The sequence below is a fragment of the Nonomuraea sp. NPDC001636 genome, from assembly GCF_040298265.1.
Taxonomy (GTDB): domain Bacteria; phylum Actinomycetota; class Actinomycetes; order Streptosporangiales; family Streptosporangiaceae; genus Nonomuraea.
In genome coordinates, this window is record NZ_JBEOZT010000009.1 from 152,944 (window position 1) to 167,873 (window position 14,930).

At 71.9% G+C, this 14,930-nt stretch carries 10 protein-coding genes; 4 read left to right on the forward strand and 6 right to left on the reverse strand.

From position 1 onward, the window contains the following. The first annotated feature begins 159 nt into the window (after positions 1–159). The 3 genes from ABT158_RS19440 to ABT158_RS19450 all read left to right on the forward strand — a co-directional run bounded on the left by ABT158_RS19440 (position 160) and on the right by ABT158_RS19450 (position 3,268). Entirely contained in the window at positions 160–1,344 is a 1,185-nt protein-coding gene (locus tag ABT158_RS19440; protein ID WP_352355097.1) for an alpha/beta hydrolase family protein, read from the forward strand. A 263-nt stretch (positions 1,345–1,607) separates the two neighbouring features. Then, positions 1,608–2,552: a DUF6807 domain-containing protein gene (locus ABT158_RS19445; RefSeq protein ID WP_352355099.1), complete on the forward strand. Its 945-nt coding sequence runs from the start codon at positions 1,608–1,610 to the stop codon at positions 2,550–2,552. Next, a complete protein-coding gene (locus ABT158_RS19450; RefSeq protein WP_352355101.1) occupies positions 2,549–3,268 on the forward strand; it encodes a cupin domain-containing protein in 720 nt (239 codons plus the stop codon). The genes ABT158_RS19445 and ABT158_RS19450 overlap by 4 nt, the downstream gene beginning before the upstream one ends. A 93-nt stretch (positions 3,269–3,361) precedes the next feature. On the opposite strand, the gene ABT158_RS19455 is transcribed toward ABT158_RS19450, so the two are convergent. The 5 genes from ABT158_RS19455 to ABT158_RS19475 form a co-directional block, all read right to left on the reverse strand. Then, on the reverse strand, positions 3,362–4,363 hold the full coding sequence (locus ABT158_RS19455) for a LacI family DNA-binding transcriptional regulator (RefSeq protein WP_352355103.1): 1,002 nt from the start codon (positions 4,361–4,363) through the stop codon (positions 3,362–3,364). Between the two features lie 109 nt (positions 4,364–4,472). Beyond that, positions 4,473–7,601: a glycosyl hydrolase gene (locus ABT158_RS19460; protein WP_352355105.1), complete on the reverse strand. Its 3,129-nt coding sequence runs from the start codon at positions 7,599–7,601 to the stop codon at positions 4,473–4,475. 4 nt (positions 7,602–7,605) lie between these two features. Beyond that, positions 7,606–8,484, reverse strand: coding sequence for a carbohydrate ABC transporter permease (locus tag ABT158_RS19465; RefSeq protein WP_352355107.1), 879 nt, complete (start codon positions 8,482–8,484; stop codon positions 7,606–7,608). Continuing rightward, positions 8,481–9,368 (reverse strand): carbohydrate ABC transporter permease, encoded by an 888-nt coding sequence (locus ABT158_RS19470; RefSeq protein WP_352355109.1) that lies wholly within the window; start codon positions 9,366–9,368, stop codon positions 8,481–8,483. Before ABT158_RS19470 ends, ABT158_RS19465 begins: the two co-directional genes overlap by 4 nt. Beyond that, a complete protein-coding gene (locus ABT158_RS19475) occupies positions 9,352–10,731 on the reverse strand; it encodes an ABC transporter substrate-binding protein (RefSeq protein ID WP_352355111.1) in 1,380 nt (459 codons plus the stop codon). Before ABT158_RS19475 ends, ABT158_RS19470 begins: the two co-directional genes overlap by 17 nt. A 210-nt stretch (positions 10,732–10,941) precedes the next feature. On the opposite strand from ABT158_RS19475, the gene ABT158_RS19480 reads away from it, so the two are divergent. Continuing rightward, complete coding sequence (locus tag ABT158_RS19480) at positions 10,942–11,976, forward strand: LacI family DNA-binding transcriptional regulator (RefSeq protein ID WP_352355113.1); 1,035 nt, start codon at positions 10,942–10,944, stop codon at positions 11,974–11,976. Here the strand turns inward: ABT158_RS19480 and ABT158_RS19485 are convergent. Continuing rightward, entirely contained in the window at positions 11,957–14,926 is a 2,970-nt protein-coding gene (locus ABT158_RS19485) for an alpha-mannosidase (protein WP_352355115.1), read from the reverse strand. The two genes, ABT158_RS19480 and ABT158_RS19485, sit on opposite strands and share 20 nt — an antisense overlap. Positions 14,927–14,930 lie beyond the last annotated feature (4 nt).

Below are 14,930 nucleotides of genomic sequence, written 5' to 3' on the forward strand. Positions count from 1 at the left end.
CGAAATCCGCCGTTTCTAGCAGGAAGTGCCCTCGGTGTCCAGACCAAGCCGGCCGTGACCTCCCCTCCAGGTGGACGGCGGCTTCGTTCGTGCGCATGAGTGCCGAAATCATCTCCGGTACGGAGTTTTTGCGCGCTGCGCCTCCCTAGCGTGGCGGTCATGAATCGCGCACTTCTCCGACGGGGTCTGGCCGCCGCGGCGACGGTCGGCCTCCTGCTCACCGGACCCGCCGTACAGGCCAGGTCGAAGCCCGTCACCATGACCCTGCCGCAGCCGACAGGCCCACGCGAGATCGGCACTGTCACCCTGCACCTGCGTGACGGCTCCAGGGCCGACCCGTGGATCAAGGCGCATGACCGGCGCGAGCTGATGGTCAGCCTGTGGTACCCCACGCGCCGTCCGGACGGCCACCCCGCCGCGCCCTGGCTGCCGCCTCGCGCCGCCGAGGCCTTCTACCGCGGCAACGGCCTGTCGCCCGCGGCTGTCAGCCTGCCCCTGACCCATGGCCGCGAAGGGGCCCGCGTAGCCGGCCGGGGGCTGCCCGTCGTCCTGTTCTCGCCCGGCAACGGCGCCGACCGTTCCATGAACACCACCACGGTCGAAGAACTGGCCAGCTGGGGCTACATGGTGGTCACCATCGACCATCCGGGCGACGCCGGCGAGGTGGAGTTCCCCGACGGCACGGTCACCGGCCGCGTGCTGAAGCCGGTCCCGGTGAGCCGGCTGGCGGAGAAGGCCGACGAGATCAAGGTGCGGGTGGCCGACGCGCGCTTCGTGCTGGACCGGCTCAAGGAGCTGAACAAGGGGCAGAACCCCGACGCCGAACGCCGGACGCTGCCCGAGGGGCTGCGGGGCGCGTTCGACCTGGGCAGGGTCGGGATGTTCGGCCATTCCGCCGGAGGCGCGACGGCCGCCGCGACGATGCTGGCGGACCGGCGGATCAAGGCGGTGCTGAACCTGGACGGCCCCGCCCTCGGCAAGGTGGCCGCCAAGGGGTTGGCCAAGCCGTACATGCTCATGGAGGCCGAGATCTTCGACAAGCCCATCCGCGGGCAGAAGGCCTTCTGGTCCCGGCTGAAGGGCTGGCGGCTGCACGTGCGGACCAACGGCGCCAAGCACAATTCCTACACCGACCTGCCGGTGGTGTACGAGCAGGCGGCCGCGGTGATGGGCCTGTCGAAGGAGCAGTTGCGAGCGGTGAACGGGACGCTTTCTGCGGCGCGTTCCGTGGCCGTCACCCGCGCCTACACCAGGGCCTTCTTCGATCTGCATCTTCGACGCGAAGGCACCCTGCTCGACGGGCGTTCCCCGCGGTTCCCCGAGGTGAAGGTGATCGCCCGCTAGTTCCCGGCGTGATCTCGTGAGGTCCGAGCCGGCGCTTCAGCCGGCCGGAACCCGGCGCCATGGGCCCTGGGCACGGGGTTGACCCCGAGGGGCGGTCGGCATAGCTTGATCAAGCAAAAGTGATCGATCACTCTTGGTCTCTCCCCGCGAGTCGTCGTGGCCCGGCCGGCGGGAGACCGGGAGCGGCGGTCCGGCCACGCACTCCCCCGGCGGCGGCCACGCGCCGGCCGCCGCCGCCCGTTCCCAGCCGAAGGACCCGCACCATGCCCGACACCCCCCTCGACACCATGCCCGGCACCACCCTCGACACCCCCCTCGCCGTCCGCGAAGAGGACGACTCCCTGTCCATCACCGCCGGCGACGTGCAGATCGCCCGGTACGTGCACCAGCCGGACGCTCCCGACACCGAGTCCCCCAAGCCCTACCTCCACCCCATCCGCAGCCTGTCGGGCGCGCCCATGTCGGTCTACCGGCCGCACGACCACCGCTGGCACAAGGGCCTGCAGATGACCTGGGCACACCTGTCGGGGCAGAACTTCTGGGGCGGCCCCACCTTCTCGGCAGAGCGGGACTACCACTGGGAGGACAACCACGGCCACATCAACCACCTCGCCTTCACCGACGTCACCTCCGACGGCACGCGGGTCGTGGTCGAGGAGAGCCTGCACTGGCTCTCGGCCCGCGGCGAGCACTGGATCACCGAGCAGCGCCGCCAGGTCTTCCACGGCGTGGACACCGCGCGCGGCATCTGGGCCCTGGACTTCACCACGTCGCTGCGCAACGTCCGCGGCGCCACGCTCGACTTCGGCAGCCCCACCACACACGGCCGACCGGGGGCCGGGTACGCGGGCTACTTCTGGCGCGGCCCCAGGTCCTGGACCGGCGGCACGATCACCGGCGCCGGCGGCCTGGGCGGCGAGGAGATGATGGGCGTCGAGGCGCCGTGGCTGGCCATGGTCGGGCAGCACGACGGGATCGACGGCGGCGGGACCGTGCTGGCCGTCGCCGGGCACTCCAGCGCGCCGGCGCCGATCAAGTGGTTCGTCCGCACCGAGGCGTTCGCCGTGATCAGCCCCTCCCCCTCCTTCGACGAGGAGATCGCCCTGGCCGACGGCGACACCCTCGAACTCGCGCACCGTTACGTCTTCATCGACCACATGTGCGACCGGGCCGAGCTCGACGAACTCGGCGCGGAGTTCGCGTTGTGACCCCGCTGTTCCCCGGCGGCACCTCGATCAGCGACCTGGCGGTCTACGACTGGGCGTGCGCCGACGGTGTGCACGGCGGCACGCCGCACCTGCACACGGTCTCGACCGAGGCGTACGTCGTGACCGCGGGCCGCGGGGAGGTGCACACCCTCAGCGCCGCCGGCTTCGCCCGCGACCGGCTCGAAGCGGGCACGGTCCTGTGGTTCTCGCCCGGGACGATCCACCGCCTGGTCAACGAGGACGGGCTCCGGCTGCTGGTGATCATGCAGAACGCGGGCCTGCCCGAGGCCGGGGACGCCGTGCTCACCTTCCCCGCCGACGTCCTGCGCGACCGCGACGCCTACCTCGCCGCGGCGACGCTGCCGGCGGGCGGTTCGGAGGGCGAACGGGCGGCGGCCGCGCGGGCCCGCAGGGACCTGGCGGTCGCCGGGTTCCGGCGGCTGGTGGCGGACGCCGAGGAGCGCGGCGGGCAGGCGCTGGCGGACTTCCATCGGCTGGCGGCGGCGATCGCGCGTCCCCGGGTGGCGTCGTGGAAGGAGTTGTGGGACCGGACCGTCGCCGCCGAGACCGAGCGCACGGCGGCACAGCTCGACGCGATCGCGGGTGGTGATCCCGCCCATCTCGGGCAGGCCGCCGTGGTGCGGACCACGCCCGCGCCGGGCCCTCGCGCCTTCGGCATGTGCGGCCGGCTGCGCACGTGGGCTCCGCACCCCTGATCGGGTGGCCGGCTGCGCACATGGGCTCCGCGCCGCTGATCGGGCGGCCAGCGGGTTCGGTGGCTGGATCGGCGCCGACGTGCGGGCCGGTGCTCAGGCGGGCGCCGGACCGGCCGTCTCGCGGACGATGACCCGGTTGATCGACCGGTCGGGCGGAGGCGGCGCGGGCTCGCCGCGCACCGCCGCGATGAGCCGGGCCATCGCCTCCCGCCCCTGCACCTCCCGGTCCACCGCCACGGTGGACAGCGAGGGGGTGGCGAACCGCCCCAGTTCCTCGTCGTCCCAGCCGAACACGCTGACGTCGCCCGGGATCCGCCAGCCCCGTGCCAGCGCCGCGCGTACGGCCCCCATCGCCACGTGGTCGTTCACGGCCACGATGGCGGTCACGCCACAGCCGTCGGGCAGACCGCGAACGGCGTCGTAACCGGACCGGGAGCTCCAGTCGCCGAGCGCGACGCCGTAGGAGACGAGCCCGCGGCGCGCGATCGTCTGCTCGAAGACGAGCCTGCGGTTGCGGGCCGAGGCCCAGCTCTGCGCGCCCGCGATGTGGAAGAAGACCCGGTGGCCGAGCGAGGCGAGACAGTCGATGATCTCCTCGACCGGGGAGGCGTCGGCCAGCTCGTTCGTGCCGCGCAGGTGGTCGTCGTAGTCGCCCGTGACGACGATCGGCACCGGCGCGGCGGCCGGGTCGATCTCCAGCGGCGTCAGCGACAGGACGCCCTCGACCTGCCCGGAACCGGCCAGCTCCAGCACCCGCTGCGCCCTGGCCGGCGGATCTCCCTCGACGCTGAGCACCTCCAGCTGGAAGCCCTCGGCGTGCGCCGCGGCCGCGGCGGCGCGGAGCATGCGCGCCGGCCACAGGTAGTCGGAGGCGGGCAGGGTGACCGCCAGCCGGTTCGTGTGCCGCGTGCGCATGGAACGCGCGACGAGGTTCGGCCGGTAGTTGAGCTCCTGGACGACCAGGTCGATCCTGGCGCGGGTCGCCGGTCTCAGGGTCTCGTTCTTCCTGAAGTACCGGGAGACCGTCTGGTGCGACACGCCCGCGCGCCGGGCCACCTCGTGGATCGTGAGGCGCGGCGTCTCAGCCTCGTCCAAGGGCCCCCTCTCCTCGCGCTGCGCGTCACAGCCTAGCCGGTCGCCCGCTCACCGGGCGACGACGAAGTGATCGATCACTTCGTCGTCGCCCCCGGCCCGCGTGGAGCCCTCAGGAGCCGGACGCCCCCTGGAGGCCGCTGGTGAGTCGTACGGGGAAGTGCCGGCCGGTGTCCTTGCTGTGGCCGATGCCGGACGACCACTCCAGATACCCCTTCCTGCCGGGGCCGTCGTCGTCGTTGACCAGCAGGGACAGCGCGAACACGCCGGCCGGAGGGCCGTTGAGCCCCAGGCTCTGCCAGGGCAGGACGACGTCGTAGGCGGTGGTGGCGCCGGTCCTGGTCACCGCGAGCCGTTCCGTCGGGGTCGGGCCGGTGATCGCGACGCCGAAGGCGGCGAAGGTGTAGGCGGCCGGCCCGCCGGGCGTCAGCGCCAGGCCGATCTCGGTGCGTTCGGTGGAGGCGCCGGGGAGCGCGGGCGACAGGGAGAGCTGGATGGAGTCGCCGTTGTACAGGTTGCCCGCCGGGTTCTTCTGGGTGAACACGTCGTCCTGGACCGTGGCCTGGAGGCGCAGCCCCGTCGCCGTCTGCGTGATCCGGACGGGACCGCCGAGGTCGGCGGCGCCGCCCCAGTCGGCGGTGTAGCGGAACCAGGTCGCGTCGGCCGCCAGGTCGATCGGCGCGACCGTGGTGGCCGTGTCGGGCTCGATCGGTCCCGCGCCGACGGACTGCCGCAGCTGGAGCGCGGGACGGTCGCGCAGCCTGACGGACACGTCGAGGTAGCCCTGCTCCCACACGCGCAGCGACGGGAGCGGGACGGCGTGCGAGACCTGCTTGCCGGGCTGCAGGGTGGTGGTGTCGGCGATCGTGCCCGACTCCTTGCCGAGCGTCCAGGTGATGCCGTCGAGCGTCACCGGGGTGCTGCGGGAGGTGTTGGACAGGGAGACGGACGCCTGCGCCCGGTAGCCGCCGTCGCGGACGAGGTCGACCCCGACGGCGGCGACCACGGGGGTGGTGACCCTGATCGTCGGCGTCGCGAGTCGTGCCACCTTCTCGGTCCCGGTCGCGGCCCAGCCGGTGACCCAGCTCGCCTTGCCGCCCGGGGGGGCCGGGAGGTCGAAGACGGTCTCGGCGGTGCCGCAGCCCTTGACCTTGACGTCGCGGCGCCGCCCGTCCAGGGTGATCGTCACCTTGGCGGGGACGGCGCGGCAGTTGCGGCCGGTGCGGTCGACGACCGCGCGCACCTCGATGCCCTCGCCGTCGGCGACGGTCGGCGACGTCTTCAGCGTGATCGCGGGCGCGGGGTCGAGGGCGAGGGAGTCGACCTGGCCCCTGACGTAGACCGGGTGCTCGGTCAGGGTCACCTGGACCGCCCCGGCGTGCGGGCTCAGCGTGGCGGGCACGCCGTACTGGTCGGTGAGGGTGAGCGGCTGGGCGGTGCGCAGCGTCACGGTCCGCGGGCCGTCCGAGGCCCACATGACGCGGACGAGGTCGCCCGCGGTGCTCCTGAAGGGGAAGGAGTACGTGGCCGCGTCCAGCGTGTCCCGCCGGGTGATCGTGCGTCCGGCGAGTTCGGCCGCCATCACCGCCTGCGCGACCGCGGCCGGCTTGGGCTCGGCGGCGTGGCGGGCCGTCGCGCGCCGGACCTCGAAGACGCCGAAGTTGTGCTCCTGGTTGCCGGGATCGGTGCCGTCGTCGCGGGCGTCGTACCAGTAGAGGCGGTCGGCGCCGCCGGCCAGGGAGAGCACCGCCGAGCGGACCAGGTAGTCGGCCTGCATGGCGTCGGTCGTGCCACCCGCGGTGTGGGTCGGCCAGCCGTACTCGGTCAGCCACAGCGGGAGCGGGCGGCCGGCGGCGGCGTCGATGGTCCCGCTCAGCGACGCCATCTGCGTGTCCATGCCCTCGGGCGGCGTGGGGTGGCGGTAGGGGTGGACGGACACCGCGTCCAGCGCCTGCGCACCGCCCTGTTCGAGCACCTGGCGCACGTAGTCGGCCGAGGCGCCGGAGATCGCCGGGCCCACCAGGCGGGCTCCTTGCGGCTTGGCGTCGGCGGCGGCCTGGAGGAGCTGCGCGTAGCAGGCGGGGGTCCGGCCGCACAGGCCGTCGTTGAAGTTGATGTTGAACTCGTTGTAGACCTCGGTCGCCCGGGTGTGGCTCGCGAAGTGCTGGTTGACGGCGGCCGTGAAACGTCCGTAGGCGGCCAGGCCCTCGGGCGAGCTGGGCGTGCGGTTGCCGTCGTAGAGCGGGTTGCGGTAGGCCGCGATCGGCAGCGGCTCGATCCCGGCGGCGTGCAGGGCGGCGAATCCGGCGTCGTAGCGGTCGAAGGTGTAGACGCCCGCCTGCTTCTCGACCGCCGACCAGCCCACGTCGTTGCGTGAGTGGGTGTAGCCGATGCGCGCGATGCCGTCGATGAGCTCCTGCTCGTACCCGTGCAGGCCGACCCCGAACGGCGAGGCGGCCGCCTCGGCGGGCATCGGCGGCACGATGCCGAAGCTCGTGCTCAGCGTGCCGGAGGTGAAGGTGTAGAAGCCGTTGGGCAGCGAGGCCAGGTCCACGACGCTGTTCCCGCCGGTGAAGGCGGCCGTGCCGGTCGCGACCTGCGTCCCCCGGGCGTCCTGCACGGCCCAGGGGGCGGGGGCCGGGTCCTGGGCGTCGGTGAACAGTTCCAGGGCGGCCTTGCCGGGGTCGAAGAGCAGGGAGTCGTTCATGACCCCGAAGTAGGTGGAGTGTTCCTCGAAGCCGGGGTTGGCCAGCAGGTTCCGGCCGCCGCCGTCCTCGGTCATGGTCAGGTCGTCCAGCCGTACGCCGGGGGTCACGTCCTGGGAGACGATGCGCAGGGAGAAGCTGGTCTGGGCGGCCTGGGTGGTGTAGGTCCAGGAGACCTGGCGCCAGTCGTAGGCGCCCATCGGGAAGTTGAAGCGCTGGGTGCTGTCCGGGCTCAGCACCGCCTGCAGCGCGGCCGCCTTCGACAGCCCTTCGGAGGCGACCCAGGCGGTGAACCGGTAGAGCGTGCCCGGCTTGACCGGCACGGTCTGGGCGAGCTGCCCGTAGGTGTTCGGGCTGCTCGGCGTCTGGTTGACGATGCGCACCGCCGACCCGGTGCGGCCCTGCGCGGTGGCGGTGAAGGCGACCTCGGCCGAGCCGCTCCTGCTGATGGCCCACGGGTCGAAGGTGTTGGAGTACGGGAGTTTCGGGGCGGCTAACGCGGTGGTGACGAGGAGGAGCGCGGACAGTGTTTTCATCGGGTCACCCCTTGACGGCGCCGGCGCGGCCGGCGCTTCGGAGGAACTGCTTCTGGAACAGCAGGAAGAAGACCAGCGGCAGGATCACGGCGATGAACATGGCGGCGATGAGCGTGCTGGTCTCCGCGGTGGCCGAGATCTTGTAGAGGACGACGGACAGCGGCTGCAGATCGGGCGAGGGCAGCACGAGGAGCGGCCACAGGAACTCCTTCCAGGCCGACACCAGCGTGAGCAGCGAGACGACGGCGATGATCGGCCGCGACATCGGCAGTACGATGCGCCGGAACACCTCGAAGGAGTTGGCGCCGTCGACCTTGGCCGCCTCGAAGACCTCCTTCGGCAGCTCGGCGAAGAAGTTCTTCACCAGCAGCACGTTGAAGGCGTGCGCGGCGGCGGGCAGCCACACGGCCCAGTAGCTGTCGATCAGGTTGGCCCCGACGCCCGGCACGTCGATCACGGTCAGGTACAGCGACACCAGGGAGACGACCCCCGGGATGAACAGGGTGGCCATCACCGCGGCCGAGACGACCCCGGCGTACCTCGGCCGCAGGATGGCGAGGGAGTAGCCGCCGGTCAGGGCGACCAGCAGGCCGAAGAACCAGTTGCCGGCCGCGATCCAGACCGTGTTGGCCAGGGCCCGGCCGATGTCCATGCCGTTCCACGCCCTGGCCAGGTTGTCCCACCGGATGCCGCTCGGCCACCAGCCGAACGGGTCGCGCAGGATGTCCTGCGAGGTCGACACCGCCGACTTGGCCAGCCACAGGATCGGCCCGGCCGCGACGATCGCGAGGCAGGCGAGCACGGCGACGATCAGCCCGGTGAACACCACCCGGGTCGCCGGCCTGCGTCGTTCGCCGCCGGACAGGATGCCACGCTCGTTCATGCGTGCTTCCACCCCCTCGTCGCGCGCAGGTACACCGCGGACAGGGCGGTGAGGAAGACGGCGAGCATCAGGCTCAGGGCCGTCGCCTTGCCGAAGTCGCCGGCGACGAAGGCGTACTTGAAGATCAGCATGAGCAGCGTCACCGTGCTGTTGTCGGGCCCGCCGCCGGTCATGACGTAGGGCTCGGTGAACACCTGGAAGGTGCCGATGACCTGGAGGATCAGCATGAGCAGAAGGACCGGGCGCAGCTGCGGCAGCGTGATGTGCCACACCCGGCGCAGCACCCCGGCGCCGTCGAGCTCGGCCGCCTCGTAGAGCTCGGGCGGCACCGACATCAGCGCGGCGACGTAGATGATGGTCGTCGTGCCGAAGCCCGCCCAGGTCGCCTGGACGACGATGCTGGGCATCGCCGTCTCGGCGCTCTGCAGCCAGGGGAACGGTCCCAGCCCGGCCCAGCCGGCCACGGTGTTGAGCAGGCCGTGCTCGCTCGGGTCGTACAGCTGCTTCCACAGCAGCACCGCCACGACCGGCGGGATGATGATCGGCACGTAGACGAGCACGCTGGCGATCGTCCTGGTCCGGCGCAGCTCTCCGATGAACACGGCGAGCAGCACCGGCACGGGGAAGCCGACGACCAGGGCCAGCGCGGTGAACCAGACGGTGTTCCAGGCGGCGGTGGCGAGCAGCGGGTCGGCGAGCACCCTGCTGAAGTTGCGCAGCCCGACCCAGGTGGGGTCGGTGACCAGGTTGGTGCGCTGGAAGCTGAGGACCAGGCTGCGCAGGATCGGCCACCACGAGAACAGCCCGAACACGATGAGCATGGGCGCGGTGAACAGGAGGTTCCCGAGGCCGCCGCGCTGGGCCCACCTACTGAGCGGCGGCATCGATCAGCGCCTGCGCGTCCGTCCGGGCCCGGGTGAGCGCCGCCGGGATGTCGGCGTCCTGCTTGGTGAGGACCTGCTGGGTGACGGCGTCGAGGAGCGCGTACGTCTCCTGCGCGGCCACGGGCGGCTCGCCGAGGATGGGCAGTTCGCCCAGGCTGTCGAAGTAGGCCCGGTAGTTGTCCCGCTTGACGTTGACGTAGCCGGAGACCCAGCTCAGGTAGCGGTCGTAGATCTCCGGTGAGAACAGCGGCACCTCGGGCGCGCCCACGGGCAGGCCGCCCGCCTTGGACGTCTCGGCCCACTCGACGGCGGCCTGCTGGTCGAGGAAGCGGTTCAGGTACCGGAACTTCACCCACTCCAGGGCGGCGGCCGCCTCGCTCGGGGCGGCCTTGGGGCTGACGACGGCGATGTCGCCGCCGCCCAGCGTGCCGATACCGGCGGCCGACTGCGGGAGCGGCGCGATGCCCAGGTCGTCGCCGGGCATGTCGCGGTTGCCGACGAGGTCGCGGTAGAGGTCGGCGCCGAGGACGGTCTGCCCGATCCGCCCGGCGGCGATGGAGTTGCGCATGTCGTCCTGGCTCAGCAGGAAGTTCTTGCCCGCGGCCTGGTCGGTCCACCGGACGTCGTGCAGGAACGTCAGCGCGCCCCGCACGCCGGCCGCGTCGATCGTGGACGTGACGGTGTCGCCCTGGCGCCGCTGGATCGTGCTGCCGTTGGCGTAGGCCATCGTGGTGAGGATCCAGCCGCCGGAGTTGGTCGTCGTCGCGATCGTGAAACCGGCCGCGTCGCTCGACCTGCTGATCGCCTTGGCGTTGGCGCGCACCTCGTCCCAGGTCTTCGGCGGGGTGTCGGGGTCGAGGCCCGCCTTCTCGTACAGCGCCCGGTTGTAGATGAAGGCCATCGTGTACGCGGCCGAGACGACGCCGAAGGTGTGGCCTTCCGCGTTCTGCGTCTGCTTGGCGACGGCCGGGTTGAGCTTGGAGAGCACCGCGTCGCCCTTGACCAGGTCGGTGATGTCGCGTACCTGGCCGTTGAGGGCGAGCTGCTGGATGTTGGTGTACGGCACCTGCATCGTGGTGGGCATCGAGCCGCCGGCGACGAGGGCGGCGAACGTCTGCGGGTCGAACTTGGTCTCCTCGCCCACCACGGTGACGTTCGGGTGGAGCTTCTGGAAGGCCGTGACCTGCTTGGTGAACAGAGCGAGATTGTCGGCGTTGTCCTTGGTGGGCATGTTGCCGACGTGGATCGTCACCTTGGCGTCCGGGTCCGCCCCGGCCTCGGGACTTCCGGACGAACACGCGGTGAGAGCTATGATTCCGGTCATCGCGATACCGGCGAGCCGCCAGTTTTTGTGATAAAGCATGACGAATCCCTCTTTGCGGGCATGGTGGCGATCGAGCTCGGGCGGTGTCGTGACCGCTGGGGGCTCACGCGGGCAGCAGTGGCGTGCCGGCGGATTTCGTGGCGATGGTCAACCGGTTGACCATCGCCATGGTCGTGCTGATCCTGCTACTTTGTCAAGAGTCCGGAGAAACGTGGATGTAACCTGTTGTCACCGGGAGGACAGGAACTGATGGCGCGCAAGGCCGCTACCCTCGCGGACGTCGCCGCGGCCGCCGGCGTCTCGGTGTCGCTGGTGTCGAAGGTGCTCAACAACACCGGACGCGCCTCCGAGGAGACCCGCAGGCGCATCCACGACGCCGTGGAACGCCTCGACTTCCGGCCCAACGCCCTGGCCAAGTCCTTCGCAAGAGGGCGGAGCGAGCTGGTCGGGATCATCATCGAGGACGCCTCGGAGATCTTCAGCAGCATGGTGCTGCGCGGCGCGGAACGCAGGCTGGCCGCGGCCGGGCTGGCCACGCTCGTGTGCGACGCCGCCGAGAGCGACCAGCGGCGTGCCCAGTTCGTCCGGGCGCTCGAAGCGCGTCACGTCGACGCCGTGCTGGTCATCGGGTCGGGGCCGGCGGGCCTCTACCCGTCCGTGTCCGACCGGCTGTCGTGCCCCGTCGCCTACGCCTTCTGCGAGTCCGACAATCCGGCCGACGTCTCGTTCCTGCCCGACGACCACGGCGCGGGGCGGATCGCCGCCGAGCACCTGCTGTCGCTCGGCAGGACGAAGATCGCGCACATCGGCGAGGGCAGCGAGCGGGGCGCCGAGCTGCGCACCCGCGGGTTCGTGGAGACCCTGGCCGCCGCCGGGCACGCGGTGGAGCCCATCGTCGGCGACTGGTCCAAGGCGTGGGGCCTGCAGGCCGTCAACCGGCTGATCGAGGCGGGCACCGAGGTCGACGCCATCTTCTGCGCCAACGACTTCATCGCCTACGGCGCCTACGTCGGCCTGCGCGCCCACGGCCTGCGCATCCCCGAGGACGTGGCGCTGGTCGGCCACGACCACTTCTCGATGGACCCGCCGCAGCGCAGATCGGGGTTCCTGACGACCATCGACCCCAACCTGCCCGCGCTCGGCGACGCGGCGGCGCGGCACCTGATCGCGCCGGGCACGGCGGCCGACTTCGCGCCGAAGCTCGTCGTCGGCCGCACCACCGCGGGCGGTCAGGCGGCCGGCGACCTCGCCACCCTGCTGGAGTTCATCGACCAGCTGCTGTGAAGCGCAGCGTGACCAGCTGGAACGGGCGCAGCGTCAGCGACACGGCCCCCGGCTCGAACTCCGCGCCCGCGGGCGGCTCGACGTCGCGTTCGACCAGGTCCACGAAGCGGGCGTCCCCGACGCCCTCGACGCGCACGGGCGCCCTGGTCCCCTCCGACTCGTACAGGCGCACGATCACGTCGCCGCTGCGGTCCTCGGCGAGCTTGACCGCCTCCACGATCACCGCCGGGTGCGAGACCCGCACCAGCGGCTCGACCTGCCGCCCCCCGCGCACGGCACGCGCCGGCACGTTCGCGCGGTACCCCTCGGCGACGGCCTCGCGGATGCCGGCGTTCGGCCTGATCGAGTAGGCGAGCGTGTGCCTGCCCAGGTCGGAACCGGGATCGGGGAACATCGGCCCGCGCAACATGGACAGGCCGACGGTCGTGGTCGTGCCGCCGTCCTGGCGGGTGTCCCGCACCACGTCGTGCCCGTACGTCGACTCGTTGGCGACGGCCACCCCGTACCCGGGTTCGCCGACGTGGATCCAGCGGTGCGCGCACACCTCGAAACGGGCGGCGTCCCAGGAGGTGTTGGTGTGCGTGGGCCGGTACACGTGGCCGAACTGGGTCTCGGCGGCGAACCTGTCGGCGTGCACGTCCAGCGGGAAGACGAGCTTGAGCAGGGCGTGGCGCTCGTGCCAGTCGACCTCGGCGACCAGGTCGAGCGCGGCCGATCCGGGAAGCAGCCGCAGCGTCTGCCTGATCGCCGAGTCGCCGAAGCGGCGGGTGACGACGACCTCCCCGTCGCCGGTCTCCAGGCTCTCGACCTCGTCGACGTCGCGGGCGACGCGCCGGTAGTGCTCGTCGATGTCCCAGGCGTCCCACTCGTTGGGGATGTCGCGGTGCAGCACCAGGCGGTGGCCCGCCGCCCCCGGCGCGATCGCCTCCCGGCCGGTTTCGGCGTCGCGCAGCGACACCAGGTGGCCCCGGCGGTCGATCACCGCCCGGACGAGCCCGTTGTCGAGCACGAACCCGGCGTCCTCCTCGGTGAGGGAGACGCCCGCCGGGTGCGTGGGGCGCTCGCGGATGCCGAGCCCGTCCGTGGCGAGCTCCAGGTCGCCGTCGCCGACGAGGACGCGGACGCTCTCGTCGATCACCCGGTCCAGCCGCTCCAGCAGGCCGGCGTTGTTCTGCTCGACCTCGTCGTGCACCCAGGCGATCGAGGTGCCGGGCAGCACGTCGTGGAACTGCTGCAGCAGCACGGTGTGCCAGCTCTCGGTCAGCTCGTCGTAGGGGTAGGCGGCGCCCTCCCGGACCGCGGCGGTCGCGGCCCACAGCTCGGCCTCGCGCAGCAGGTGCTCGTTGCGCCGGTTGCCCTGCTTGGTCAGGTGCTGGCTGGTCAGGGTCCCGCGGTGCAGTTCGAGATAGAGCTCGCCCGACCACACCGGCGGGTTCTCGTACTCGGCCTCGGCGCGTTCGAAGAAGGCCTGGGGCGAGTCGATCGTCACCACCGGCGAGCCTTCCAGTGACCTGAGCCGCTCGGCGGCGGCGAGCATCTCGCGGGTCGGGCCGCCGCCGCCGTCGCCCCAGCCGAACGGCACGAGCGAGGTCCCGGCCACGCCCTTCTCCTTGTAGCTGCGCGCGGCGTGGGCGAGCTCGGCGCCGGACAGCTCGGAGATGTAGGTGTCGGCGGGCGGGAAGTGGGTGAAGATCCGGGTGCCGTCGATGCCCTCCCACAGGAAGGTGCTGTGCGGGATCTGGTTGACCTGGTTCCAGGAGATCTTCTGCGTCAGGAACCAGCGGCTGCCCGAGGCGGCGATGATCTGCGGCAGCGCGGCCGAGTAGCCGAAGGTGTCCGGCACCCAGGCCTCCAGCGTGTCCACGCCGAACTCCTTCAGGAAGAACTGCTTGCCGTACAGGAACTGGCGGGCCAGCGACTCGCCGCCGGGCATGTTGATGTCGGGTTCGACCCACATGCCGCCGACCGGGATGAACTGCCCGGCGGCCACCTTCTTCCTGATGCGCTCGAACAGCGCCGGGTAGTGCTGCTTCACCCAGGCCAGCTGCTGGGCGGAGGAGCAGGCGAAGCGGTACTCGGGGTGCTCGTCCATGAGCGTCACCGCGCTGGCGAACGTGCGCGCGCACTTGCGGATCGTCTCGCGCACCGGCCACAGCCAGGCCGTGTCGATGTGGGCGTGCCCGACGGCGACGATCCGGTGGCTGCTGGCCGCGGCCGGGCTGGCCAGCACGCCGGCCAGCGCCGCGCGTCCCGCCGCCGCGGTCGCCGACACGGCGGCGGGGTCGACGGCGTCGAGCATCCGCTCCAGCGCCCGCAGGATCTCCCACCGGCGCGCCGAGTCGGGGCTCAGCTCGCGCATCAGCCCGTCCAGCGTCCAGATGTCCTGCGCCAGCTCCCACACCCCGATGTCCAGCAGCGCCACGTCGAACGCCCTGGCCGTGTACAGCGGCCCGCCGCCCGCCGTCGCCCGGTCGCCCAGCGTCGTCGGCTCGTAGGTGTTCTCGCCGGCGAGTTCCGGGTTCGCCGCCGCCTCGACGTACAGGTCGACGTACGGCTCGGCCGGGTCCCACGGCAGGTGGGAGCTGCGCGGCGCCACGGCCTTGATGAGCGTGCCGTCGGGCAGGTAGCCGAGCCCTTCGGCCTGGAACCCGGGACGCGGCCCGGAGAAGCCCAGGTCGACGACGATCTCCAGCCGGGTGCCCGGGGGGATCACCTCCGGCGTCCGGCCGGTCACGTGGAACCAGGTCGTGCCCCACGGGTCGCCCCACCGGTGCGGCAGCGTGACCGGCTGGTATCCGGCCGCGAACGCCGCCTGTGCGGGCACCGGCTCGCCCGGCGCGTTCCACGCCTCCACCGTGAGGGGCCGTCGTTCCCGGTAGAGGGCTCCGGGCAGGAACTGCTGGACGAAACGCGCCAGCCGTCCCTCGACGATCGAACGGTTGTCATGCACGATG